Below are 25399 nucleotides of genomic sequence, written 5' to 3'. Positions count from 1 at the left end.
CCATAAAGTAAAATAAGTGCTATTTAATCAAAGCGTTCGTATCGATAATTAAGGCGACTTGTCCATCTCCTAATATCGTAGCCCCAGATATGGCAACAACATTGGCCAAATATTTACCTAATGTCTTCAAAACAATTTCTTGCTGGCCAATGAATTCATTGACGATTAGTGCGGCTAGTTTTTCGCCTTTTTTGATAACAACAATCTCTGTTTCATTGCTAACAAAATTAGGATCAGCAGGTATCTCAAAAAATTTCGTTAAAGATATTAACGGAATTACATTGCTGCGGAAATTCACGAATAAATTCCCATGAATGGTACGAATCTTATCATTCTGGATCACAGCCGTTTCAACTATTGAACTGAGTGGAATTGCATACTTCTCATTCTCAACACGCAATAGCATTGCTGATATTATGGATAAAGTCAGTGGCAGCTGTACAGAAAATTTAGTTCCTGCTCCTAGCTTCGACTCTATGGTTACATGTCCACCTAACGAATGGATCTTCGTCTTCACAACATCTAAACCAACACCGCGACCAGAAATGTCTGATATTTTGTCTGCTGTACTGAAACCAGATGCGAACAAGAGCTGATAAACATCTTCATCTGTCATTTTACTAGCTTGATCAGCGGCAACAATCCCATTCTTAATCGCTGTCTTTAGGACTTTTTCACGATTAATGCCTCTGCCATCCTCTTCGATCTCAATAAATACGTGATTCCCACTATGGAAGGCTCGCAGATTAATGGTTCCTGTCTCTGTTTTCCCAGCTGCAATTCGATCCGTGATTGGCTCAACTCCATGATCTACTGCATTTCGCAATAGATGAACCAATGGATCACCAATCTCATCAATAACGGTTCTATCCAACTCTGTATCTGCACCTGTAATGACTAAGTCGACTTTTTTATCTAATGATTTAGCAATATCACGAATCATTCTTGGAAAACGATTAAACACGGTATCAACAGGTACCATGCGTAATTTTAAGACGATGTTCTGAAGATCACTACTTACGCGAGATATATGTTCAACGGTTTCGATTAAATCATTACGACGAATTTCACTAGCAAGCTGCTCTAAACGTACTCGATCAATCAATAGCTCACTAAATAGATTCATTAAGGAATCCAATCGTTCTATATCCACTCGTATCGTTCGATTGGATACGGGCACATTAGCTGGAGCTGCTTGTTGACCAGATGTATCTTTAAGAGCTGCCGTGTTAGGGCTAGGTGCTGCAATGGATACATTTTCTGGAGCTGCAGTTGCCGCAATTTCATTTGCTGCATTAAAGTTCTCTCTAGTAACCATCTTCAAGCTTTCACTATCAATAGGAACAACGCTGACACTTTCAATCTCAGAAACATTAGAAATGCTTTTTTCAAGTATTTCTTGTGAGATACTAGAGATGAAATAGACGGAGAAAACCTTTTCAAATTTCTCTTGTTCAATTTCTTGAACAGAAGGAGTCGATTTAACAACTTCACCGTTTCTTTCAAAAACATCAAAAACCATATAAGCTCTCGCTGCTTTCAAGACACAATCATCACGTACAGCCACTTCCACATAAAAAACTTGATGTCCAGAAGCTAATGCCTGCTCCATTACGGAGTATTGAAACTCATCGATAATTGTAGCTGGAATAGTTTCCTTGGCTACAGCCACTGTAGAAGCAGTTTGTTTCAAATGATCACCGGCAACGATAGCCTTCAAATTCGTCACAATTAACGAAACATCCGCTCGTCCAGTTCCACCTTGCACAATATCCTCTACCATGGCTTCTAATGCATCCGTACTCTTAAATAAGCAATCAAAAATCACCGCATCCATCTGCAGCTTAAGGTTACGCAATAAATCCAGTACATTCTCCATTTGATGCGTGAGTGAAGCAATATCCTCATAACCCATTGTAGCGGACATGCCTTTTAACGTATGCGCGGAACGAAAAATGTTGTGAACGATCGCAATATCATTTGGATTTTGCTCCAAATTCATCAGGTTATCATTCAATGCTTGCAAATGCTCTTTTGATTCTTCAATAAACATGGAAAGGTATTGATTTAATTCCAATTGCATACACCTCCGTAAAGTTTCAATATATGCCGCTATTTCACAATATCTAAAATCAATTGCTCAGCAATTTTTTGTTGTGGCAGGATATGATCTACACAAAGTAGCTCTACCGCTGCCCTAGGCATGCCGTACACTATACAAGTTTCTTCGGACTCCGCAATGGTTGATACGGCTCCTGCTCTTTTTAAAGCTAGCATCCCTTTGGCTCCATCACTTCCCATTCCCGTCATCAACACCACATATTTCTTAAGCTCTGTAAAAGGAATCAATGATTCAAACATCATATCTACTGAAGGTCGATGTCCAGAACGCGGATCTTCCTTAGAAGTACGTAAACAAAAGTTTTTCAAGCCATCTTTATAAATGGTCATATGGAATCCACCAGGTGCGATGTATGCCGTACTTGCTTCTAAAGGCATGCCGTCTTCAGCTTCAACCACACGAATATTCGAAATCGCATCCAATCTTTGTGCCAAGGACTTTGTAAAATTAGGCGGCATATGTTGCACTATGACAATAGGTGCAGGGAAAGCTTCTGGAATCATGCTTATCACCTGCTGCAAGGCTCTCGGTCCTCCTGTAGAAGTACCAAGAGCAACAATTTGATTGAAGCCTTTGTGTATGGACCTATTGACTGACGTCGGTTTACGTTCCAAGATACTAGGTTGAATAACGTTATTCTTCACTTTTGAATGTACCGCGATATCAAGCTTCTCAAAAAGCAACTGTTTGACTTTATGTAAGTCCAAAGAGATAGACCCTGAAGGCTTCTTAACAAAATCCACAGCACCCCACTCTAGGGCTTGAATCGTTTCATTGGCCCCTGCTTTCGTTAAATTACTCAGCATTATGACCGGTGTAGGGGATTCTATCATAATGATTTTTAAAGCTTGTAAACCATCCATTTCTGGCATTTCTACATCCATGGTAACAACATCTGGCTTATGCAGCTTGGTTTTCTCAACAGCATCTCTACCATTCTTTGCTGTTGCTATCACAGTGTAAAGCGGGTTTTCTGAGATTAAATCGGAAATGAGCTTTCGCATAAATATTGAATCATCAACAACAAGTACCTGATAGGGTGGCATGCGCTTTCCCCTCCTTCATGATGTAATAGCTAAATTGTTAGGAAAATTCACTTTATTTAAGCAGTTTAATCATTTTACTTAAAAAACCTTTTACACCTGAAACCTGAGTTTCAACTTCTGTTATGTTTTGACCTTTGATGAAATGATCCGCTAACTCTTTAATGCTTCTTGAAGCATTGCTGTTGGGAAACGCTATCGTAAAAGGAATTTGCCTTTTTACTGCTTTGGAAACAAAGCTATCGTCAGGTACATAACCCAATGTTGGAATTTCAATCTGTAAGAATTTTCTAGCTACAAGACTGATTTTATCAGCTGTGTATTGTCCCTCTTTATCATCTGTTACGCGATTAATTACTAGACGGAATGGGACCTTATAATCCATATTGTGCACCATCTTGATGATCGCATAAGCATCTGTAATAGAGGTTGGTTCAGGTGTAGTGACGACTATCGTTTCCTGTGCGGCTAAGATAAATTTAAGCGTTTCCTTAGATAAGCCTGCACCGGTATCAAAGATTATAAAATCAACATGACCATTAAGCTGGCCTACTTGTTCTGCAAAATAATCCAGCTCCTGCTCAGTCAATCGCAATAAATCCGTAAATCCAGAGCCTCCTGCTATAAATTCTAAATCGTGATAGCCTTTATGAATAATTTCCCATATTGTCTTCTCACGCTTAAGCAGGTGATATAAATTAAATTTAGGCGAAATCCCCATTAATACATCAATATTGGCTAAACCAATATCAGCATCGAACACCAGCACTTTATAACCTTTGGTCTGTAAAGTAAGGGCAAAATTAAGGGTGAAATTCGACTTTCCAACCCCACCTTTTCCACTTGTGACTGTGATAACCTTTGTTGTTCGTGTTTGAGTTTCATTCTGCGATTGGACCAAATTCCGTAAGCTTTGTGCCTGATCATTCATCGCTGGTAGCCCCCATAATCAGGCTTATGATTGCATGCTCATCAGCCACTGTAATATCGTCTGGAACGTTTTGGCCGTTAGTTACGTAAGAAAGTTTTAGTGGAAAGTCATTCAGTAAATTAACAATCGAACCATAAGAGTCCGTTTCATCCATTTTTGTGAATAACACTTTATCCAAATTGAACTTTGAAAAGTTGTCTGTAATTACTTTCATATCTTTATATTTAGTTGTTAGACTTAAAACGAGAAAGGTTTCACTCTTGCCTCTGCCTTGTAAAAGTGCATGTAATTCGGATACATACATTTCATTCCGGAAATTGCGACCAGCCGTATCCATAAAGATTAGATCGCGATCTTTAAGCTGAGCAAAAGCCTTATTCAAATCCTGAGGTGAAAAAACAACTTCAAGCGGAATGTTCAATATGGTTGCATATGTTTTTAATTGTTCGACTGCTGCTATTCGATATGTATCTGATGTAATAAAACCAACCTTACGGTGATGCTTCAGAACTTGCTCTGCAGCAATTTTGGCAATGGTAGTAGTTTTCCCAACACCTGTTGGTCCAACAAAATGTACGACTTTCGTGTCAGCAGCAATGTATTTGGATGCATCGGTTTTGATCAGATGCAACAAATAGTTTTTGGCAATTGCATGAACATTGCTAGCCGTTAACTCATCACCAGAGCTTAGGAGTTCATCATCCACGCGGTCTAGAACCTGTTGAATAATTAATGGGCTTACTTCCTGTGCAATTAACTGCTCTTCCAAGGCTGCAAGTATAGGATGACGTTCTACTGCTGTAAATTGTGATCGCGATGCAAGCTTACTCATCATTTCTTTCATCTGTCGAATCTCAGTAAGCACTGTATCATCTTTGGCAACTGATTTATCCACAACAATGGGAGGCATATGGTTTAAGATAACATCCGGCACATAAGGCAACGGTTCCTCTAAAACAGCTACTGAGCTGATTTGAGCTAGAACACTTGCTGCTGTAGCTTGAGCTTGTGCAATTGGTGTTTTTATTTCTTGTTTTAGAATAGGCTTTGCTTTATTAGTGCTGGCTTGCGTATCTAACGCTGCAATCACTTCTATTTTCTTTTTGGAGAATAAGCCCAAGAATCCACCAATCCGGATTTCCTTAGTATTCAGAATAACAGCGTCTTTTCCCAAGTCACTTCGAATTTTCTGCAAGGCGTCAGGCATTGAATCCACGATATATTTTTTTACTCTCATAAATTCACAACTCCCATGCTTTGAATTTCAACACTTGGTTCCAATTCACTGTACGATAAAACTGGAATGTCTTGCATGGTACGTTCAAGTAGTTGTCTTAAATACATGCGTATCGTTGGTGAGGTAAGAATAACAGGCTGCTGACCGGATTGAATCGCTTTATTCACCTGTTCGTTTAAACGATGGTAGATCATTTGTGAAGAGGATGGATCAAGTGCAAGGTATGACCCTTGATCAGATTGCTGAACAGCTTCAGCTATCCGTTTCTCCAATGCAGGCCCTACTGTGATTACCTTTAAGGAATCCCCTGATGAAGCATATTGTTGTGTGATTTGACGAGATAATGCCTGCCTTACATACTCCGTTAGAATCTCCGGATCTTTAGTATAACCACCATTATCAGCTAACGTCTCTAAAATGGTAACTAAGTCACGTACGGAAATTTTTTCTCTAAGCAGCTTCGACAGCACCTTCTGCACGTCACCAATCGACAGCATACTTGGGATTAAATCGTCTACTAGCGCAGGATAAGATTCTTTGACACTTTCCACCAAAGTTTTCGTTTCTTGGCGTCCAACCAACTCATGTGCGTGCTTTTTAATCACTTCCGTTAAATGTGTCGCAACTACAGATGGCGGATCGACAACCGTATACCCGGAAAGCTCTGCTCTCTCTTTCATTGCTTCATCTATCCAAATAGCAGGCAGACCAAAAGCAGGCTCTGTTGTTTCAATTCCCGAAATTGAATCATCATCAATTCCAGGACTCATAGCTAAATAGTGATTTAGTAATAATTCACCACGAGCCACCATATTTCCTTTAATTTTGATCATATATTCATTAGGTTTTAGTTGAATATTGTCGCGAATTCGGATAACAGGTACCACTACACCCAATTCTAAGGCACATTGTCGACGAATTAAGATAATTCTGTCTAACAAATCGCCGCCTTGCTGAATATCAGCCAATGGAATCAGTCCATATCCAAATTCAAATTCGATTGGATCCACTTGCAGGAGACTTATAACACTCTCGGGACTTCGAACTTCCTCAATTTGCTGCTCTTCTTCCATCTGGACATTTTCAACCTCTTTACGCTGTAGGTTGGATTGCATTTTTCTCGCTGTTATATAGAGAATTATGGCAATAGGGTAAGTTGTAAAGATCGATATAGGCGTGAATGTTCCCAATAAAAATATGGTTCCTGAAACGATATACAGTAGTTTGGGATAAGAAAAAAGCTGTGTGGTTAAATCAGACGCTAAGTTACCTTCTGACGCAGATCTTGTCACAATTAATCCTGCAGCAGTTGAGATTAGTAACGCTGGAATTTGACTAACAAGTCCATCTCCAATAGTTAGAACGGAGAAAGTCCGGCTTGCTTCACCAAAAGACATACCCGCTTGAGTCATTCCAATAATCAAACCACCAATTAAATTGATGATTAGAATAATAATCCCTGCAATTGCATCGCCTTTTACGAATTTACTGGCACCATCCATGGCACCATAAAAATCGGCTTCTTTTTCAATCTTTCTACGTCGCTCTCTTGCTTGCTGCTCATTAATTAATCCGGAATTTAGATCCGCATCAATACTCATTTGCTTACCTGGCATTGCATCCAATGTAAATCTAGCGCCTACTTCAGCAACACGTTCAGCACCCTTAGTAATTACGATAAATTGCACAATTACAAGAATAAGAAATACTACGAGTCCGACAACAATATTCCCTTCAGAAACGAAGGAACCAAAAGTAGCAACAACATTCCCTGCCTCATGCTTCGCCAAAATATTCCGAGTCGTGGAAATGTTCAGCGCTAATCGAAATAATGTCGTAATCAGCAAGAGAGAAGGGAAAATCGAGAATTCAAGTGCTTCTTTGGTATTCATAGAAACCAGCAAAATAATTAACGCTAATGTGATATTAATAATAAGAAGAACGTCTAACAGTAAAATCGGTAAGGGGACTACCATCATCAAGACAATACCAATGATACTTACTAAAATGACGATATCCTTAATTTTCATTGCTTGACGCTCCTCCTTTGTTATTTCTATTTTTGCTTATTAACTGGATTTACCTTTAATCTTGTAAACATAGGCGAGAACCTCTGCAACAGCCTGAAATAAATCAGCCGGGATTGATTCACCAAGTTCAACCTGATCGTACAAAGCCCGAGCTAAAGGTTTGTTTTCCATCATGACAATATTGTTCGATTTCGCAATCTCTCTGATCTTGAGTGCTAAATAATCTTTACCTTTGGCAATGACTTTAGGTGCTTCCATTGCAGTAGCATTGTACTTAAGCGCAATCGCATAATGAGTCGGGTTGGTAATGATCACATCTGCATTAGGAATTTCCTGCATCATTCGCTGCATGGCAAGCTTACGCTGTCTTTCTTTGATTTTCCCTTTAATTAAGGGATCACCCTCGGACTTCTTATATTCATCTTTAATATCTTGCTTTGACATCTTTAAGCTTTTTTCATGCTCATATTTTTGATAAATGTAATCGAATAGAGCTAGCACCACTAAAATGGCACCTATTGTAATGCCAAGCCTTATAGTAATAGAAGCTACAAAGCTTAACGTATTTTCCAAAGATATGTGTGACAACTTCATAATTTGGTTGATTTGACCTGATAAAGTTATGTAAACTACAACTCCAACAACGGTAACTTTTAGCATTGATTTTAAAAATTCTACAATAGAACGAAGCCCGAATATTTTCTTGGCTCCTTCTAATGGATTAATTTTACTAAACTTCATCAAAAGCGGATCACCCGTGAACAATAACCCGATTTGCAAATAATTTCCCATCAAGGCGAGGAGCATGGTTACGAAAAAAATAGGTGTGAGCAATATTAAGCCTTCAATCATAAGTTTTCCGAATAAAGTAACTACATTAGGGATCGTAATATCAGAAAGCAGGTAATCAGAGAAAGTTAAATTAAATATATTGAAAAAGTGTTTTTTCAAAAAAGCACCAAACATCATAAAAGACAAAAAGGTAAATAACAAAATAAAAGCACCAGGCAGCTCACTGCTTTTTGCAACCTGACCTTTCTTCCTGGCCTCTTGTCTCTTCTTAGGTGTAGCAGATTCCGTTTTTTCTTGTGAAAACAACTGAAGATCAAGCTGTAGTCTAAACTTCGGCACTACTCAACCTCCTAAAACAATAAAACTAAGTATCTTAGCTTCCTAATAGCTCCAACAACTTCTGCATTGCACCAAACATCATCGTGAACAATTCAGAAAATAAGTTTAAAAAGCTTGGAAACAATAATGTTAACAGTATAAATCCAACTAAAACTTTTAGGGGCATGCCAATAACAAAAATGTTAAACTGTGGTGCGGTTCTTGCTAAGATACCTAATCCAACATCGATTAGGAATAAAGCTGCAATCATCGGAGCAGCCATTTGAAAAGCTAACGCAAACACTTTAGCAAACGAAATTAGCAAAAATTCAGATACCTGACCATTATATATGTGAGCAAATGCCTCATTCGATAGAGGTACCCATCTATAACTATCCACAATCGCGTGTATAAAATAATGATCCCCATTAAATGTGATAAACAGTAAGACGGCAAGCATAAATTTCAAATTACCTAGTATCGGACTTTGTGTACCCGACATAGGATCAATGATATTCGCCATACTGAACCCCATTTGCATGTCTATAAAGGAACCTGAAATTTGTACAACTGTGAAAAAGAGATAAGCAACAAAACCAAGTAAAAGTCCGATAACTATTTCTTTCATCATAGCAACAATATAAACACTATCAAAAACCATAGCATTCTGATCAATCGTCGAAAAAGCAAGCAATGAAATAAAAAAAGCTAACCCAATTTTAAATTGCATCGGTACATTTTTAGCTGAGAATACGGGTGCTACGACAAAAAACGAGCTAATTCGACAAAAAACCAGCAACAAATTAGGCAAATACTGCAGAATGACCCCCATCAACTCACCTTACCCAGCATATTTGTAAAGGTTATTGAGAAGATTATAAGTAAAATCTACTAAAGTACTTAGAATCCAAGGTCCAAAGATCAAAATACTAAAGAGCACAGCTACAATCTTCGGAACAAATGCTAATGTTTGCTCTTGTATTTGTGTGGTAGCTTGAAAAATACTGATAATTAATCCAACAACTAAAGCAATGACAAGCATAGGTGCACTGGCTTTGAGAACCGTAAATACCGCTTCTCCCGCTAACTTAATGACAAACTCGGAAGTCATGATAGATCTCCTCTTTATTCATATCAGACTCTAAAACTTAATAATAAGGATTTTACAATCAAGTACCAGCCATCGACCAGAATAAATAGCAATATTTTGAAAGGTAGAGATATCATGACGGGTGGCAGCATCATCATCCCCATAGCCATTAAAGTACTCGATATGACCATATCAATCACTAGAAAGGGGATAAATATCATAAAGCCCATCTCAAATGCTCGTTTCATTTCACCAATTGCAAAAGCTGGAATAAGTGCAGTAAGAGGTGTATCTTCAATTCCGGTTGGCCGTTCCGCTTTGGAATAATCAAGGAAAAGCTTTAAATCCTTTTCACGTACTTGGGCACCCATAAATCGCTTCATTGGCAGTGCTGCATTTTGTAATGCTTGCGTTTGGTTTATTTCATTCTTGAGATAGGGCTGAAGTGCTTGTTTGTTAATATCGCCTAAAGTCGGTGACATTACAAACAGTGTCATGAACATGGCAAGACCAATTAATACTTGATTAGGTGGCATTTGTTGGGTTCCCAAAGATGTTCGAACAAAGCTCAAAACAATGACAATTCTTGTAAAACTAGTCATCAATACTAGAATAGCAGGAGCAATACTAAGAACAGTAAGCATCAAAATAATTGATATTGTACTAGAAGCGCCTGTTGAGCTTGTTGCACCAGACACTCCTTCGTTCCCGCCAATATTAATGTTTATTCTAGGTATTATATCAATGCCAGGGTTGATAGGTTCGTCTGCGGCCGTAGCAATAGCAGAAGCAGAAATCATCAAAAAAAACAAAGTAATGAGTAATATTGAAAATTTCTTCTTCATCATTTATCATTCAACCGATCTGATTCATTGTCATTATGAAGCAATTCATCCACACGTTGCTTGCGGTTCGAAATCCGTTCCATTTTCTCATGAAATACCTGCTGGAACGATGGGGATAAGTCTTCTTCTTCAATATGCTTTTCGCCCTTTAAACCTTTGAACCATTTACCAAGAGATGGAAAATCCATATTACCACGGATTTGCATATTATTGATAATAAACTCAATTTCTTCGGCATCTTCAACCTTGGAAATAAGCTGAACATTCTCGCCTACCCCTACAACATATAAGGTATGACCTACTTCGACAACTTGAATGGTTTTATTCTGTCCAATCGCTACTCCGCCAATTAGTTTAACGGAACGTCCTGACATCATTAATTTATTCTTTTGGGAGATTACTTTAATGATGACAAAGAATAAAGCAATAATAAGAATAAGGCAGAATATCACGTAACCTACCATTTTGATACTGCTGCCAATATTTCCAATGCTGCCTATGTCATTGTCTGGTTCATCGATAGCGGCAAAGCTATAAGAGGCAAATCCAAAAGATAAAATAATACCTAATAGAGACATGAAAATGAATGGAGATTTACTTAGTTTTTTCAATCTTTACATCCCTTTCGTGTGGCGCTTAGGCTTTGATATTAACCCAATGTCTTCTTGATTGCTTCAATAACACGATCAGGTTGGAATGGCTTAACAATAAAATCTTTTGCTCCTGCTTGAATAGCATCAATAACCATCGCTTGTTGACCCATTGCAGAACACATGACTACTTTAGCAAGCGGATCAATCTTCTTAATTTCTTTAAGTGCAGCAATTCCGTCCATTTCTGGCATTGTGATATCCATCGTAACTAAATCTGGTTTAACTTCTTTAAATTTCTCTATTGCTTGTGCACCATCATTGGCTTCTCCGCATACTTCATAGCCATTTTTTGTTAAAATATCACGGATCATCATTCTCATAAATGCTGCATCGTCTACAATTAAAATTCGGTTAGCCATCGGTAAACAATCCTCCTAGAATATATTTATTGTAACTTTTGAATCCGATCCCACTGATTAATAATATCCGTGACACGAACCCCAAAGTTTTCATCAATTACAACAACTTCTCCTTTAGCAATGAGCTTGTTGTTGACAAGGATGTCAACTGGTTCCCCTGCAAGCTTGTCCAGTTCGATAATCGAACCTTGAGAAAGCTCAAGAATGTCCTTTATTACTTTTTGAGTTCTTCCTAGCTCAACGGTTACCTTAAGTGGAATGTCCAAAAGCAGACCTAAATTCGTTTCATCTGCTTGCATTCCTGGGCCGGCATTTAAATTATTGAATTGTACAGGTTGAACATTCACATTACGATTATTCATCATGTTCCCGTACTGTTGTGGCGGCTGTTGATACATGGGCTGCTGTTGATTCATCGGTTGCTGATACATCGGTTGTTGTTGGTTCATAGGCTGCTGATACATCGGCTGCTGTGGATTCATAGGCTGCTGATACATAGGTTGTTCATACATCGGTTGCTGGTACATCGGCTGCTCATACATGGGTTGCTCATACATCGGTTGTTGCATAGGAGGTTGCGCAGCTGGTATGTCCATTGGGATGGAATAATCAATCTTCGGAGGTTGAACCGCATCAATATGATCATCCACCATTTCACTGCCACCCATTAAGATCGAAACCATGTCTCTTGCAAAAGAAACCGGTAAAAGCTGCATAAGGGTTGAATCAATTAAATCACCTATAATTAAACGGAAGGATATCTTAATAAAAATATCTTCCTGAGGGATTTCAGCTTGACCTTCTCCACCCGCCAAGTTAAGTATATTAATTCCAGGCGGTGAGATGTTAACAAAACGATTAAATATGGTTGACATGGACGTAGCAGATGAACCCATCATTTGGTTCATTGCTTCTTGAACTGCGCTAATATGAATTTCGCTCAGCTCACCTAACTGTCCTGCGCCATCTCCACCCATCATTAAATCTGCAATTACTTGGGCATCTCTTGTTTTGATCACAAGCAGATTCATGCCGTGAAAGCCATCCACATAATTCACATTAACCGCTACGTGTGGGATCGGAAATTCGTCTTGCAGCTCTTCATGCGTAATCATCGAGACTTTAGGTGTAGTGATATCAACCTTCTTACCTAACAATGTAGAAAGTGCGGTTGCAGCACTACCAAAAGTAATATTACCAATCTCACCCAGTGCATCTTGCTCTAAAGAAGACAAGTAATTGTCAATTCCTGTGCCAGATGGGCTATCCATTGGATCATCAGATGATTGCTTTAGTAGAGCATCGATTTCCTCTTGAGACAAATAATCCTTATTATTCGTCATCTTCTTCCACCCCTTCACTCACGATTTCACTAATTTGTAAAGCTACTTTTCCTTTTACGATGCCTGGACTACCGATAAATTTCAATTTCTCGCCGACCTTGACATGAAGCCCTTCATCAACCGACTTATCCAGACTTATCACATCACCAACTGCTAAACCTAGGAATTCTCTGATCGATATGGAAGAATGCCCTAATTCTGCAATAATCGGCAGCTTTGCTTTGTTTACTCTGCTTTGCAAAGCCTCGGTTTCTTCATCCGTCTTGGTTTTCTTATGTGTGACAAACATATGGTGAACAGATAATCTAGGCATAATCGGCTCAATCACAACATGTGGAATACATAAATTGATCATCCCTGTTGTGTCGCCAATCTTGGTACTTAAAGATATCAAGGCAATTGTGTCATTAGCAGAAGCAATTTGCATGAATTGCGGGTTAGTTTCCAAAGCTTCTAAACTCGGAAATACATCAGCCACAGTCTTCCATGCTTCTTGTAAGGTTTCCAATGCTCTACTAAAAATTCGCTCTAAAATGATATTCTCAATTTCAGTCAATGCGTTAATTTTAGTTGGCGAGGCACCCGTACCTCCTAATAGCCGATCCAACATAGCATAAGCAACATTGGGATGGACTTCCAGTACCATTCTGCCTTCTAACGGATCTGCTTCAAAAATATTCAAAATAGTCATTTTCGGAATGGAACGAATAAACTCGTCATAAGGCAGCTGCTCTACTTGTACCACGCTTATTTGTACGAAGGTTCTTAGCTGCGTAGAAAAATAAGTGGTCAACAATCGAGCAAAATTCTCATGAATTCGCGTCAAGCTGCGAAGATGATCTTTAGAGAATCTCGTAGCCCTCTTAAAATCATAAGACCGCACTTTCTTTTGCGTTTCTTCTTTTTTTAGTTCTTCTGCATCCATCTCACCAGATGATAGCGCCGCAAGCAGGGCATCAATCTCATTTTGCGAGAGTACGTCAACCAATAGAGTCACCCCCTTCAAACAGATTAATAATAAGACATTATTGGGTTATGATATTAGGGATATTAATCTCTGTTACTTTGCCTTCTTCCATGAAAGCATTAATTTTATTCATTAGCGTAGATTTTAAAGTATCTTGCCCTGCAGACCCTGTCACTTGCTCGACAGTTAAATCAGCTAAGGTTTGATTAATCACAGATTTAACCTTTATTTCTAAATCAGTAAATTCGTGCATGGCCGCTTTATTCTCCAAAACAAATGCAAATCCGACAACAATTATTTTATTTTTTGTAGCGAGATTTGTCGTTATATCTTTCAAAGTAACCGTTAATGATTTTACTTTGGCAGCTGAAGGCGGTTTAGGTGTAACATGTTTTACTGAGCTTATCGCTTCAGTAGCTGGATCTGTTGTTTTGTCTTTATTCATGAAAACATCCCATAAAAAATATGTAGCAATCAGAATCAAGGTGATTACGACAAGAACTGCAATCATAACCGGTAGTAATTTTTTAAACACCTATGATTCCTCCCTTACTTCTAAACTTTTAATTGTTGCATTTACCGTGCCAATACGCTTTAAATAAGATTCTACTAAGCTTACCACATCAGGTGCCTTCTCGAGAACCATAATTTTTTTCCCCGTAATTAAGGTAAGCATGGTGTCCGGAGTTTCTTCTATCGATTCGATGAGTAAAGCATTTACTATCAACTGTTTTCCATTCAACCGAGTTAGAGCAAGCATTAGAGTCCCTCCATCATGAAAGTGCCGGGGTGGAAGCAATCCACCCCGTTATTCCATTACTAAATCTTAGTGTTTCAAGTTTACAATTTCTTGTAGAATTTCATCAGATGTTGTAATAATGCGCGAATTCGATTGAAAGCCACGCTGTGCAATAATCATTTCTGTAAATTCAGAGGTTAAGTCAACATTCGACATTTCCAGTTGGCCGGAAACGATCGAACCTGTTCCTAATGCCGCATCGTTGGGCGCTACAACATCTGGTGTTGGATTTACATCCGAGTTAGAGTTAGTACGGTATAAATTGCCGCCAATTTTCTCTAAACCTGAAGGATTGGTGATTTTAACTACCCCAATTTGAAAATCCGTAATAGTGGATGCTCCGTTATTATCTATCCCAATAATTCGACCATCTTGTCCAATGGTAAATGCAGTTATTTCTACTGGTAAACTTATTTTATCTGTACCCCCAAAATTCATAACATACATACCGTCAGAAGTGACGAGATCTCTGTTGGCATCGATAGTGAAATTACCTGCTCTAGTTAAATACGGTGTTTCTTGATCAGTACTTGCTTTGACGGCAAAGAATCCATCTCCATCAATACGTAAATCAGTTGATACATTGGTTGTTTGTGCACTACCAGGTGTATGAATGGTGTCAATCGAGCCAATAGCAACACCTAAACCAACTTGCTTAGCATTTACCCCACCTTGGTTTTCTCCTGGTGCTGTAACTCCACCAACAGTTTGGCTTAAAATATCTTTAAACATTACACGGCCCATTTTAAAACCAATTGTGTTGACGTTAGCAATATTATTACCGATGACGTCAAGCTTGTTTTGAAAACCGCGCATACCTGAAACGCCTGAATAAAGTGATCTTAACATATATTTTGGGTCCTCCTTTAAAGTATGGTATCTGAAATTCTTGTTGATTGGCGGTTGCTTCGTTCGGTCCACAACCTAGGCTTCCAATAATGAGGTCCAGCCTATTGATTTAAGTAATAACTACAGCACTATCAATTTGAGTGAAAACGTTATCCTGCATAGATGCGCTATCCAAAGCGGTGACAATTGTGCGGTTTTTAACATTCACAATGAAAGCCATATCTTTGAATAAGATTAAAGAGTCCTTCGCACCCTTAGCAGCAGCTTTATCAATGGCAGATTCAATCTTGGCCAGTTGCTCTGGCTGTAGCTGGATACCTCGTTGTTCTAATCTTTGCTCTGCATGATGACTAAATCGCACCATTTTATCTTTGAAAATTTGATCAAACGACTGACCATTCTGCAGAGCCTTATTTAAATTAGCTTTGGGTTGTCGCAGAGATGCAGGTGTTACGGTTGTTGGGTATAGTTGCCCAATTGAAATTTTTTCGGTCATGGCATTACTCTGGAGTTTCAGTCTCGGACTTGGTTTCGGTTGCGTTCGTTACCTTAACGATCTGATCCAGAGAAACCTCCTCTCCTCCAACACTTGCATATTGAATACCGTCTTTATATTTTAACGCATCCACTATACCTGTGTTTACAACTGTATTGCCTAACGAGTCTGTTTTGGACCAACTGATCTCTTTACCAATGAAGGCAGGAGAAAGTCCCATTGTTTGACGTAAGGCTTTCATTTCTGTATTCATGTTTGAAAGCTGCTCAAGTGAAGTGAACTGTGCCATTTGAGCAATAAATTCTTTATCCTCAAGCGGTTGTGATGGATCTTGATGTTGAAGCTGAGTAATCAATATCTTCAAAAAATCATCTTTACCTAGTGTTTTTGAAGCATCTTTTGTTGTACCTCTTGGGCTATTCTGAGCAATAATATCCTTAACATTACCAATTGGTGATGCCATGGTTTCACCTCCTGTATAAACTATGTTGCATTAAGCTGTTGCATTAAACGCATTACCGTAAGCCTTGCTAGCTTTAGCCATATTCGCCATTTCGACTGAAAAGGATTCAGGCAAAGCATCCAAAGTACTGTAATTGCTCTTATTCTGACGTGCAAATTGCTGACTGAATTGCTGTTGTCTTTGATCTTGAAACATGCTTGATTGTAAGTTGCTGCTTTGAGTTACCTCAAGTTTTTCAACTTGCAAGCCTTGACCTTGTAAAGATAGCTTTAATTGTGATAATTGACCTTCTAGCATCTCTTTACCAAGCAATGTCTGTGCTGCGAAATGAGCGACAAGCTGACCGTTATGCATAGTGAGTTTTACATTCACTTGACCCAAGTTTTCTGGTGACAATGTTAGATTAGCTTCTGAGAAACCGTTCAACGCATCTACCTTGAAATTCTTCATAACCAATTGGCTCATGTCTTGTACAAAGCTTTGAGCTGTGATTGGTTGTGCTGCTTTAACTTGCTCCGTTTGCAGCATACGCGTTAAATCTTGAAAAGCAAGTGTATTGGTTGGGGCTAATACATCAGTAGTCGCTTCTTCATCTGAACCGATACCCGATTGCATAGCAGCTATCATCATGCGATCTGCCATTCCACTTTTGGCGGATAAAGCATCAAGCTGTGCGAATTGCTTATTCCCTTGCAGTGCTTGTATCTTGAAGGCTAATTTAGAATCGCCTTCTTTAACTTCAGCAGTTTCTGCCGTTGAACTATCTCCAAGCAATGCTTGGACAGTTGCTTGCAGCTTTGATAATGATTCGTTTACTTTATTGCTTACCTCAGGAATTAAGCTGTTGTTTGAAGCTTTAGTCGGGTTCGCTAGCACTTTAGGTGCTGCTTGTGCTATAAGCACAGGCGTAACGATTTCTTGAAAGCTTTCGACTAATTGCTGAAACAATAAGCTGTCTTTATTCTGACTAAGCGCAGTCATAAACTGATTCACAATCGCTTGAGCTTGCACAGCTGTTTTCGGTAAGGCTTGTTCATCAGAAACTTGCAAAACATTCTCAGTATCAACTGTTGCAACAGCTTTAGGATCAGCAGGTTTCATCGAAGTCAACAAATCGCTAACTTTTGAGAGCCATTGTTGAAATGCACCACTGTCGATGAGTTGATTTAAAGCATCAGATTGCTCATCTAAAGCTTGCAATGCTTTGACAATTGCTGGGTCTAATTCTGTTTTTTCTACCTCACCTGTTTCAAGCTTATCTGCTTGACCTTGGGTAATAAGTGCCATTAACAAGGCAGGGGAGAGAGTTTGCAGCAAGGCTTCTAATCCTGTTGCTTCATCACTGGGTTGATCTTCAGCTTGGCCAGTCAAAGCTTGACTAAGCACATCTGTAAAAGATTTAGTTTCTTTCCCATTTACTTGCACGGTTTGAGCTGTTGCCTTAGCAGAAGCAGCAGTTCCACTTGCGGGAGTAACGGGTGCTAGTATTGCAGCTACTGTAGATTGGGCTGTCATATCCATATTTTTTCACCTCCTCTCAAATAATAACTCTATCTATCATGGTGCTAGTTTAGTTGTAATGGCAGCCGCTGTTTCTTTAGAAAGATCAGCTAAAGCAGTCATTACTTTGGCTCGGCTAGCATTATCCATGGCATTAAGAATATCAACAACCTTAGCCGGCGTTATAGATTGCATTTGGAGCAGCACGGTAGCAGCACTCTTCGCGGTCATAGCAGCAAAGGTTTGCCCCAAATCATTCCTAGTAATTTCCTGTGAAGCTACTGTGCTGTCATTTAGTTTAATTCGATCTTGGAGTGCAGCAATTTCACGATCCTTGGCACTGACAACATCTTTCAGGTAAATGGATGCCTCTGCTGCCTTAATCGGATCCATTTTTTCCAGAACCTTAACCTGATCAGCTTGTTTCATTTGGCTAAGCACCAAAACTCTTTCTTGCAAAGTCAGATTTTCTAAGATAGGTGCTGACTTGCTTGGATTCATTTTGGCATACATTTCAGCTGTAAGCTTTATTTGATTGTGATATTCTTCATCACTCTGTGTTTTCGTTTTTAATTGTTCTTCCAAAGCTACACCTTTGGCTTGTAGATCTTTGATCGTCTGATCTTTTTGGAGTGTTGATGTATCTGCGGCTTTCATCGCATTTTCTTGATCAGCGAGTTTTTTAGTTAGATCGGCAATTTTCTGATCTTGATTCTTAATTCGAATCTCTGGTATCTCAGTTGCTGGATCTTCTGTCTTTACTTCAGTTTTGGGTTCAGGTACAAGCGCACCTATAAAAGGAATCTTATTGCCTTGTTTAAGAATGTCATTATAAATATTGGTATCGAACAAAGAGAGTAGCACACCTATACCGATGACTGCAAAAACAATCGGAATGAAGAATATATACAAAAATCTTTCAAAACCACTAAGTCCCGATTCTTCCATTTCTGCTTTCAACTGTGTCAACTCCTTTGCTCTTAGAATTAAGAAGAATATTTATGTCTGGTTGTTGCCATCTCATCTAAAACTTGTTGCTCCTTGGTGCGCGCTACCGCATCAAAAATCATTTTTGCTTTATCTTTGGCTTTGGACCATACTTTTTCGTCGATCATTTTTGCCGATAAATGTCCTTTTTTGTGGAGCACATTTTGTTCAGCATGTTCAACATCTTTTAATTTTTTTGTAATGCGGCTATCCAAATGGGTCATATAATTCTGATAGGTTCTTAGCTGCGAAATATTGGCGCTAGTTCCGACTGCAGAAGTGAGATCCGCATGAATTTCACTTTTCTCAGAATTTAGTGATTGGAGTGATAACTCTTCTTCTTGCAGTACGCCCATGGCATGTGAAAGAATCCATTCAGCCTGTGTCTTCTCATTTACCTTCAAATCGACAATTTTTTGTAGCGGATAGCGAAAGCTCACAATCATCCTCCTCCAGAAAATTCAGTTGTCAATCTTTCTTGCGCTTCTTCGTAATTCACTTTTTCATTAGTCTTTTGACGTGTGAAATTCCAGATGCTTTGTATATATCGCAAGGACATGTCAATTTCTGCATTTGATCCTTTTTGATAAGCGCCAATATTAATTAGATCCTCAGAATCTTTGTATACGGATAGCTGTTTTTTCAAGAATTCCGCAGCATCCTTTTGTTCCTCTGAAACTATCTCATTCATTACACGACTTACGCTTGATAGTACGTCAATAGCAGGATAATGTCCACGATGTGCCAAATTTCGATCTAATACGATATGCCCATCCAATATTCCCCTCACTGCATCAGCGATAGGTTCGTTCATATCGTCGCCTTCCACAAGAACAGTATAGAAGGCAGTTATTGAACCTTTCGGCCCTGTACCTGATCGCTCTAATAGCTTAGGTAGTCCAGCAAATACGGAAGGTGTATAGCCCCGAGTTGCAGGAGGCTCACCGACGGCTAGTCCAACTTCACGCTGTGCCATAGCATACCTGGTAACAGAATCCATCATCAGCATGACATTCAAGCCATGGTCTCGAAAAAATTCGGCAATGCTAGTTGCAATTAGTGCTCCCTTAATCCGAATCAGCGCTGGTTGATCTGAAGTTGCTACAATCACAACCGATTTTGCTAAACCTTCCGGGCCTAAATCTCGCTCAATGAAGTCAAGCACTTCTCTGCCTCGTTCTCCAATTAGAGCAATAACGTTGACATCTGCCGAAGTATTACGGGCTACCATGCCTAATAGAGTGCTCTTTCCAACTCCTGATCCGGCAAATATACCTACTCGTTGACCTTTGCCAATAGTTAACAACCCATCAATACAACGAATGCCTACGCTTAAAGGCTCATTAACTCTAGGCCGATTCAGCGGATTACTTGGTGCTCGATGTGTGGAATATTGTGTCATTCTTGAAGGTAGAAAAGAACCATCAAGCGGCTGGCCCAACCCATCCAGTACTTTCCCCAGTAATTCGTGTCCAACAGCTACTGTAAGCGGCTTACCCGTTGCAACAACGTCACAACCCGGTCCAATGGAATGCAGCTCACCTAGTGGCATTAGAATCACTCTATTGTTACGAAAACCAACGACTTCTGCTTTTAAAGGCACTTTGGATTTCAACGGGTAAATATGACATACATCGCCAATACTTGCATCTGGACCTTCTGATTCGACGGTAAGTCCGATTACCTGAATGACTTTTCCATTAACCCGAACGGGGTCCATCTGTTTGAGATGTTCAATGTACTTGGTGGCTTCTAGAGGTTTACTCATGGTCCAGAGCACTCTCATTTCTTTTTGCTATGAGCTGCAAGGCATCTTTAATTTCTTTTAATTGGGTATCTATTCTAGCATCTACACTTAAAAATGGAGATCGAATCACACAACCATGATCGGAGACGGTTGCATCAGGCAAGATTTGCAATTCTGCCTGAGAATCAATATGTAACATGAATTCATCTTTAGCATCCTGCATAAATGTGAATTGCTTGGGAGCAACACAAATCGAAATTAAGCCCTTTTCTCTGCGGCGAGATAAAATCCCTTGTGTGTATTCGATTATCCAGGACGGTTCTATATTTAACTGTCTTTGAATTATTTTCTCTGCTATTGAACAGCTGAGTTCAATTAGAAAAGGTTCAGCCTCTTGAATAATCTGTTCTTTCATTTGTGATGCTTGCTCTAATATAGTTTGAGATTCATGAATCATCTCAGCATAGGACGCTTTAACAAATGTTTCTGCTTCTAATTGTCCGTGGATATAGCCTGCTTCATATCCATTGCTTTGAGCTTCCGCAATTGTACGCTCGTCTTCTGTTCGTCGTTCCTGCCACCATTGTTGGATTTCGAGTAAGGCATTTTCTTTAATAGTATTGGCTTCTGCCATCGCAAGATTAATTTGTTGCTCTGCGATTTCTTCAGCATCTTTAAGGATTTGAGATTTAATCATTTCCAATTCATGATGTTCTTCGCTTTCTATTTGATCCTCCGAATGATCCACTATTCTCACAGTTTGGATAATAGGTGTTTCAATTTGTTTTAATTCGGTTAAAGGAGTATAGAAGTCCGATTTAATAAGCTTAGACAATGATATCGTCTCCTCCGCCACGTGCGATGATAATTTCACCGGCTTCTTCTAAACGGCGAATCGTAGCCACAATCCGAGTTTGGGCTTCTTCCACATCACGTAACCGTACAGGTCCCATGTATTCCATTTCTTCTCTGAACGTTTCGGACATGCGTTTGGACATATTCTTGAAAATGGCTTCACGAACTTCTTCACTAGCCACTTTAAGGGCAAGCTGAAGATCGGCATTCTCAATATCGCGTATAATTCGCTGAATCGAACGATTATCAACATTAACAATATCTTCAAAGACAAACATTCTTTTCTTAATTTCTTCAGCCAATTCAGGATCTTGAATTTCAAGTGCGTCGAGAATTGTTCTTTCCGTACCACGGTCAACACCATTCAAGATTTGGACAATCGCTTCGATACCACCTGCAGAAGTATAATCCTGGGTTACAGTAGCTGATAGCTTTTGTTCCAATACACGTTCAACCTGACTCACTACCTCTGGAGAAGTACTGTCCATCAAGGCAATTCTTTTGGCAACCTCAGCTTGTTTATCCTGAGGCAAGGCCGACAAAATAATCGAAGCCTGTTCGGCTTGCAAGTAAGATAAAACTAATGCAATGGTTTGCGAGTTTTCATTCTGAATAAAATTCAGGATTTGAGCAGGATCTGCTTTTCTAGCAAAATCAAAAGGCCTAACTTGTAGTGTTGCCGTTAAACGATTGATAATGTCTAACGCCTTCTGAGACCCTAATGCTTTTTCTAGAATTTCTTTTGCATAAGATATACCTCCTTGAGAGATATACTCTTGTGCCATACATATTTGATGGAACTCTGATAATATGGATTCTTTTTCGGAAGAGTCTACTTTTCTCACATTGGCAATCTCTAAAGTTAGCTGTTCAATCTCTTCATCTCGTAAATGTTTGAAAATTTGTGCTGAAACTTCTGGCCCTAAACTGATGAGAAGCAGCGCAGCCTTTTGTCTACCCGATAATCCTACTTGAACTGCTTTTGCCAACTTTTCTCACCGCCTCTACTCATCAACTAACCAAGTCCGCAATAGATTAACAAATTCATCTGGCTTCTTCTTGGCAAGCTGCTCTAATTGTTTACGCACTTGGCTATCATTGCCTACTTGATCAAAATCAAGTGTTGGAAATTCTGCTTTAGTAGAAACAGCCATTTCAGCTAAGGCTTGTGCTTCTGCTGTTTTTCTTCTTCTCGAGAAAACAAAGCCAACAATAGCAGCCACTATCAAAGCTAAAATACCAATTCCAATATATACAGCAGTACTGCTGCTTGCCTTATCGGTTGTCGTATCTAGTTCAGCAAAGGTGTGTGCAAAAACAGTAACTTTCTTCGCTAGCTCATCTTCCGTGTACACTTTCCCACTATTGCCCAATGATGCACTTACAACACTTAATAATATTTTCTGAATGTCATCCCTGACAGGTTGAGTTAACGACTCTGGTTTTGTCTTATCAGGCGGTTCTATTCCGACACTTAGTGATATGTCCGTAACTGTAAAAGGGCTGTTTTTGATTTCATTGGTGTAATGGTTAACTTCATTGTTCACCGTTTTTTGATTTTCTTCTTTTGTGGTTTTCCCAGTGCTTCCTGTACTCCCAGGATACCCTGGAACATCTGTTGATCCCGTGCCAGCAACACCTGCATCCGTTCCACCATCACTCTCATACGAGTTTTGGATATCTTGAATGCTTATTGCAATCCCCGTGTTATCTTCTAAATTTACAGGCGTAACTAGCTTCTCTACACTTGTTCTCTGATCAAAATTAATATTAGCTATAACCATAGGAATGACTTTAGCATTACCAAGAATTCCACCTAAGATGGTCTTCACACTTGCTTGAAGACTTTGTTCAAAGGCTTTTTTTATTGCAAATTGGTTTGATGCTTCCCCTGTTCCGCCTCCTGCTACTCCACCGGACTTGGAATAACCTAGAGTATTTCCATCAGAATCACCTATGGTTATGTTCTCAATGGATAGGTTTTTAATGCTTTTGGAAACCAGATTATAAATCAAATCTACATTGGCTTGATCTAATTTATAGCCGTTTTTTATCTGAATGACAACAGAAGCCGTAGCTTTATCGCTCGTATCCCCTTGCGGTAGAAAAAGCGTTTCTTCTGGCAAATTAATCAGTACCTGGGAGCTGCCAACAGCTTCTATAGAATTAATTAATTTCTGAATCTCACCATTCAAAGCATCTTTTTTCTTCATATTAAACTCTTGATCCGTAGTTCCGAAAGTACCGCTTGTACGAAACATTTCATAACCAATAGAAGAACTTTTATTAATTCCCTGTGACTCAACTGCAAGCTGTACATCGGATACCTTACTTCTCGGCACTTGTATGCTTTTGTTGTCTGGACTAATTTTATAAGGAATTCCTGATTCCTTCAGATAAGTAGTGATTGCTGCAGCGTCATTCGTCTGTAAATCTGTGTACGCCAATGCATATTCCGTTTTGGATGAGCTTGATATGACAATAACAATGACTAATATAAATAATAATAAACCGACACCGATAGAGATTTTTCTATTTCTACTAAGCTGGTTCCAATATTGGGTAGTTCGGTTCCAATATTGAAGTAGAGTTTCGTTCACTATGTCACCCCATCTAAAAACGTTGGTTATGATGAATTGATAGATTACATCTGCATTCTCATAACATCTTGATATGCTTCAATCACTTTATTTCTTACTTGTAATGTCAGCTCTAGTCCAAGGGAAGCTTTCTCAGCAGCTATAGTTAATTGATGAACATCCGCAAGATTGCCAGAAATAAACTGATTACTAAGCTGTTCCACTTGTGCTTCTTGATTCGATAGATTGGACATAGCAGTATTTAAAAAGGAGCCAAATTGTTGTGCAAGATCCGTGCCTCCGACTTCAGTCGTTACTTGTGGCTTAGTAAGCATAGTTAACGGTTTAAGCCCAATTGCATCTATCATCTAAAAGCCCCCTTTTCTTATCTTCCTATTTCTAATGCTTTAGTTATCATAGCTTTTGATGCATTGAGAGCTGTTACATTGGCTTCGTAGGAACGAGTAGCTGAAATCATATCAACCATTTCCTTGAGAATATCAACATTTGGCATCAATACAAAACCATTCTCATCCGCATCTGGATGACTGGGATTGAAGACCTGTTTAAAAGGTGTAGAGTCATCAAAAATCTTCGTGACCTTGACACCTTCACCTGTCGAATCTCGCATATTGGTATCTAAGATTTTGGCAAAAGGCGAGCTTGATTCTTTTGGTTCCATTGTGACAATCTTGCGTGAGTAAGGCACCCATTTACCATTAACTAGCTTTGTTCGTGTTGTATCCGCGTTAGCAATGTTAGAAGAGATAACATCCATACGTAACCTCTGTGCCGTTAACGCGGAAGAGCTGATGTCAAAGCTGTTAGTTAATTTCATTTATTATTTCCCTCCCGATATCGCAGATCGCATAATCTTAAATTCGTGATTTACCATTTGGATTTCAGTGTTATAAGAAAGTTGATTTTTCGCCATTTGTGACATTTCAGTATCCATATCCACATTATTTAAATTGTTATTCATGATTGAAGCCTGATCTTCCGAAATCTGAGGCGAAATTTGTTGTAAGCTGCCCCCGAAAGAAAAATGTCGAGCATCCGTTCGATAACTTGCTAGTGTAGGCGATGTGCCCATTTCTTTCTGCAGTAAGCTTTCAAAGGTAACATCTGATCTTTTAAAATAGGGAGTGTCTACATTGGCAATGTTGTTGGTGATGGTTCTCTGTCGCATTGTGGCGGCATCTAAAGATTTCTCCAATAACTGAAAGCTTGGTTTATTAATAGAAAACATAGTTCTCCCTCGCTTCAAATAGTGATTATGTATTCATATTCAACATAGGATAACTAAATCCTTCTTCAATCGGCAACATTTACAAAAATATTAGCAGAATATGTCGAAAACTACGAAATATGAAATAAAATTAATCATGCATGAT

28 protein-coding genes are annotated in these 25399 nt (G+C 39.1%); all 28 read right to left on the bottom strand.

Annotation, left to right across the window (positions count from 1 at the left end):
* Positions 1–19 precede the first annotated feature (19 nt).
* Positions 20–2077, bottom strand: coding sequence for a chemotaxis protein CheA (locus EHS13_RS15930; RefSeq protein ID WP_155701286.1), 2058 nt, complete (start codon positions 2075–2077; stop codon positions 20–22).
* Between the two features lie 35 nt (positions 2078–2112).
* Complete coding sequence (locus EHS13_RS15925) at positions 2113–3168, bottom strand: protein-glutamate methylesterase/protein-glutamine glutaminase (protein WP_155701285.1); 1056 nt, start codon at positions 3166–3168, stop codon at positions 2113–2115.
* Between the two features lie 52 nt (positions 3169–3220).
* A complete protein-coding gene (locus EHS13_RS15920) occupies positions 3221–4096 on the bottom strand; it encodes a MinD/ParA family protein (protein WP_155701284.1) in 876 nt (291 codons plus the stop codon).
* Positions 4089–5333, bottom strand: coding sequence for a flagellar biosynthesis GTPase FlhF (gene flhF / locus EHS13_RS15915; protein ID WP_155701283.1), 1245 nt, complete (start codon positions 5331–5333; stop codon positions 4089–4091). The genes EHS13_RS15920 and flhF overlap by 8 nt, the downstream gene beginning before the upstream one ends.
* Positions 5330–7363, bottom strand: coding sequence for a flagellar biosynthesis protein FlhA (flhA, locus tag EHS13_RS15910; protein ID WP_155701282.1), 2034 nt, complete (start codon positions 7361–7363; stop codon positions 5330–5332). The genes flhF and flhA overlap by 4 nt, the downstream gene beginning before the upstream one ends.
* A 39-nt stretch (positions 7364–7402) precedes the next feature.
* Positions 7403–8494 carry a flagellar biosynthesis protein FlhB gene (gene flhB / locus EHS13_RS15905; RefSeq protein ID WP_155701281.1) on the bottom strand — a complete coding sequence of 364 codons (1092 nt, stop codon included), beginning with the start codon at positions 8492–8494 and terminating at the stop codon, positions 7403–7405.
* Between the two features lie 34 nt (positions 8495–8528).
* Positions 8529–9305, bottom strand: coding sequence for a flagellar biosynthetic protein FliR (gene fliR / locus EHS13_RS15900; protein WP_155701280.1), 777 nt, complete (start codon positions 9303–9305; stop codon positions 8529–8531).
* 9 nt (positions 9306–9314) lie between these two features.
* Positions 9315–9584, bottom strand: a complete 270-nt coding sequence (fliQ, locus tag EHS13_RS15895; protein WP_155701279.1) for a flagellar biosynthesis protein FliQ — start codon at positions 9582–9584, stop codon at positions 9315–9317.
* A 23-nt stretch (positions 9585–9607) separates the two neighbouring features.
* Positions 9608–10408 (bottom strand): flagellar type III secretion system pore protein FliP, encoded by an 801-nt coding sequence (fliP, locus tag EHS13_RS15890; protein ID WP_155705383.1) that lies wholly within the window; start codon positions 10406–10408, stop codon positions 9608–9610.
* Positions 10408–11019: a flagellar biosynthetic protein FliO gene (locus EHS13_RS15885; protein WP_155701278.1), complete on the bottom strand. Its 612-nt coding sequence runs from the start codon at positions 11017–11019 to the stop codon at positions 10408–10410. Before EHS13_RS15885 ends, fliP begins: the two co-directional genes overlap by 1 nt.
* Before the next feature lie 38 nt (positions 11020–11057).
* Complete coding sequence (locus tag EHS13_RS15880) at positions 11058–11420, bottom strand: response regulator (protein ID WP_155701277.1); 363 nt, start codon at positions 11418–11420, stop codon at positions 11058–11060.
* Positions 11421–11446: 26 nt separating this feature from the next.
* On the bottom strand, positions 11447–12763 hold the full coding sequence (gene fliY, locus EHS13_RS15875) for a flagellar motor switch phosphatase FliY (protein WP_155701276.1): 1317 nt from the start codon (positions 12761–12763) through the stop codon (positions 11447–11449).
* Complete coding sequence (fliM, locus tag EHS13_RS15870) at positions 12753–13751, bottom strand: flagellar motor switch protein FliM (protein WP_155701275.1); 999 nt, start codon at positions 13749–13751, stop codon at positions 12753–12755. The genes fliY and fliM overlap by 11 nt, the downstream gene beginning before the upstream one ends.
* A gap of 37 nt (positions 13752–13788) precedes the next feature.
* A complete protein-coding gene (locus tag EHS13_RS15865; RefSeq protein WP_155701274.1) occupies positions 13789–14265 on the bottom strand; it encodes a flagellar basal body-associated FliL family protein in 477 nt (158 codons plus the stop codon).
* On the bottom strand, positions 14266–14490 hold the full coding sequence (locus EHS13_RS15860; protein ID WP_155701273.1) for a flagellar FlbD family protein: 225 nt from the start codon (positions 14488–14490) through the stop codon (positions 14266–14268).
* 66 nt (positions 14491–14556) lie between these two features.
* Entirely contained in the window at positions 14557–15378 is an 822-nt protein-coding gene (flgG, locus tag EHS13_RS15855) for a flagellar basal body rod protein FlgG (RefSeq protein WP_155701272.1), read from the bottom strand.
* Positions 15379–15487: 109 nt separating this feature from the next.
* Positions 15488–15874: a TIGR02530 family flagellar biosynthesis protein gene (locus EHS13_RS15850; protein WP_155701271.1), complete on the bottom strand. Its 387-nt coding sequence runs from the start codon at positions 15872–15874 to the stop codon at positions 15488–15490.
* A gap of 4 nt (positions 15875–15878) precedes the next feature.
* The gene (locus EHS13_RS15845) at positions 15879–16337 is read right to left on the bottom strand and encodes a flagellar hook capping FlgD N-terminal domain-containing protein (RefSeq protein WP_155701270.1); all 459 of its coding nucleotides are present in this window, start codon (positions 16335–16337) and stop codon (positions 15879–15881) included.
* Between the two features lie 30 nt (positions 16338–16367).
* Positions 16368–17858 (bottom strand): flagellar hook-length control protein FliK, encoded by a 1491-nt coding sequence (locus EHS13_RS15840; protein ID WP_155701269.1) that lies wholly within the window; start codon positions 17856–17858, stop codon positions 16368–16370.
* 36 nt (positions 17859–17894) lie between these two features.
* Positions 17895–18797, bottom strand: coding sequence for a MotE family protein (locus EHS13_RS15835; protein WP_227013953.1), 903 nt, complete (start codon positions 18795–18797; stop codon positions 17895–17897).
* Positions 18798–18823: 26 nt separating this feature from the next.
* Positions 18824–19264: a flagellar export protein FliJ gene (fliJ, locus tag EHS13_RS15830; protein ID WP_162463133.1), complete on the bottom strand. Its 441-nt coding sequence runs from the start codon at positions 19262–19264 to the stop codon at positions 18824–18826.
* Between the two features lie 2 nt (positions 19265–19266).
* Positions 19267–20592 carry a flagellar protein export ATPase FliI gene (gene fliI / locus EHS13_RS15825; RefSeq protein WP_155701267.1) on the bottom strand — a complete coding sequence of 442 codons (1326 nt, stop codon included), beginning with the start codon at positions 20590–20592 and terminating at the stop codon, positions 19267–19269.
* Positions 20585–21406: a FliH/SctL family protein gene (locus EHS13_RS15820; RefSeq protein ID WP_155701266.1), complete on the bottom strand. Its 822-nt coding sequence runs from the start codon at positions 21404–21406 to the stop codon at positions 20585–20587. The genes fliI and EHS13_RS15820 overlap by 8 nt, the downstream gene beginning before the upstream one ends.
* Positions 21399–22415 (bottom strand): flagellar motor switch protein FliG, encoded by a 1017-nt coding sequence (fliG, locus tag EHS13_RS15815; RefSeq protein ID WP_155701265.1) that lies wholly within the window; start codon positions 22413–22415, stop codon positions 21399–21401. The genes EHS13_RS15820 and fliG overlap by 8 nt, the downstream gene beginning before the upstream one ends.
* Before the next feature lie 15 nt (positions 22416–22430).
* Positions 22431–24026: a flagellar basal-body MS-ring/collar protein FliF gene (gene fliF, locus EHS13_RS15810; protein WP_155701264.1), complete on the bottom strand. Its 1596-nt coding sequence runs from the start codon at positions 24024–24026 to the stop codon at positions 22431–22433.
* 44 nt (positions 24027–24070) lie between these two features.
* Positions 24071–24373 (bottom strand): flagellar hook-basal body complex protein FliE, encoded by a 303-nt coding sequence (gene fliE, locus EHS13_RS15805; RefSeq protein WP_155701263.1) that lies wholly within the window; start codon positions 24371–24373, stop codon positions 24071–24073.
* Between the two features lie 17 nt (positions 24374–24390).
* On the bottom strand, positions 24391–24843 hold the full coding sequence (gene flgC / locus EHS13_RS15800) for a flagellar basal body rod protein FlgC (RefSeq protein ID WP_155701262.1): 453 nt from the start codon (positions 24841–24843) through the stop codon (positions 24391–24393).
* A gap of 3 nt (positions 24844–24846) precedes the next feature.
* A complete protein-coding gene (gene flgB, locus EHS13_RS15795) occupies positions 24847–25254 on the bottom strand; it encodes a flagellar basal body rod protein FlgB (protein WP_155701261.1) in 408 nt (135 codons plus the stop codon).
* Between the last annotated feature and the right edge of the window lie 145 nt (positions 25255–25399).

Origin of the sequence: Paenibacillus psychroresistens, from assembly GCF_009728935.1 — a bacterium.
Lineage (GTDB): Bacteria > Bacillota > Bacilli > Paenibacillales > NBRC-103111 > Paenibacillus_AC > Paenibacillus_AC psychroresistens.
Note: the sequence above shows the minus strand (reverse complement) of the source record. Positions and strands in the feature narration are given on the sequence as shown.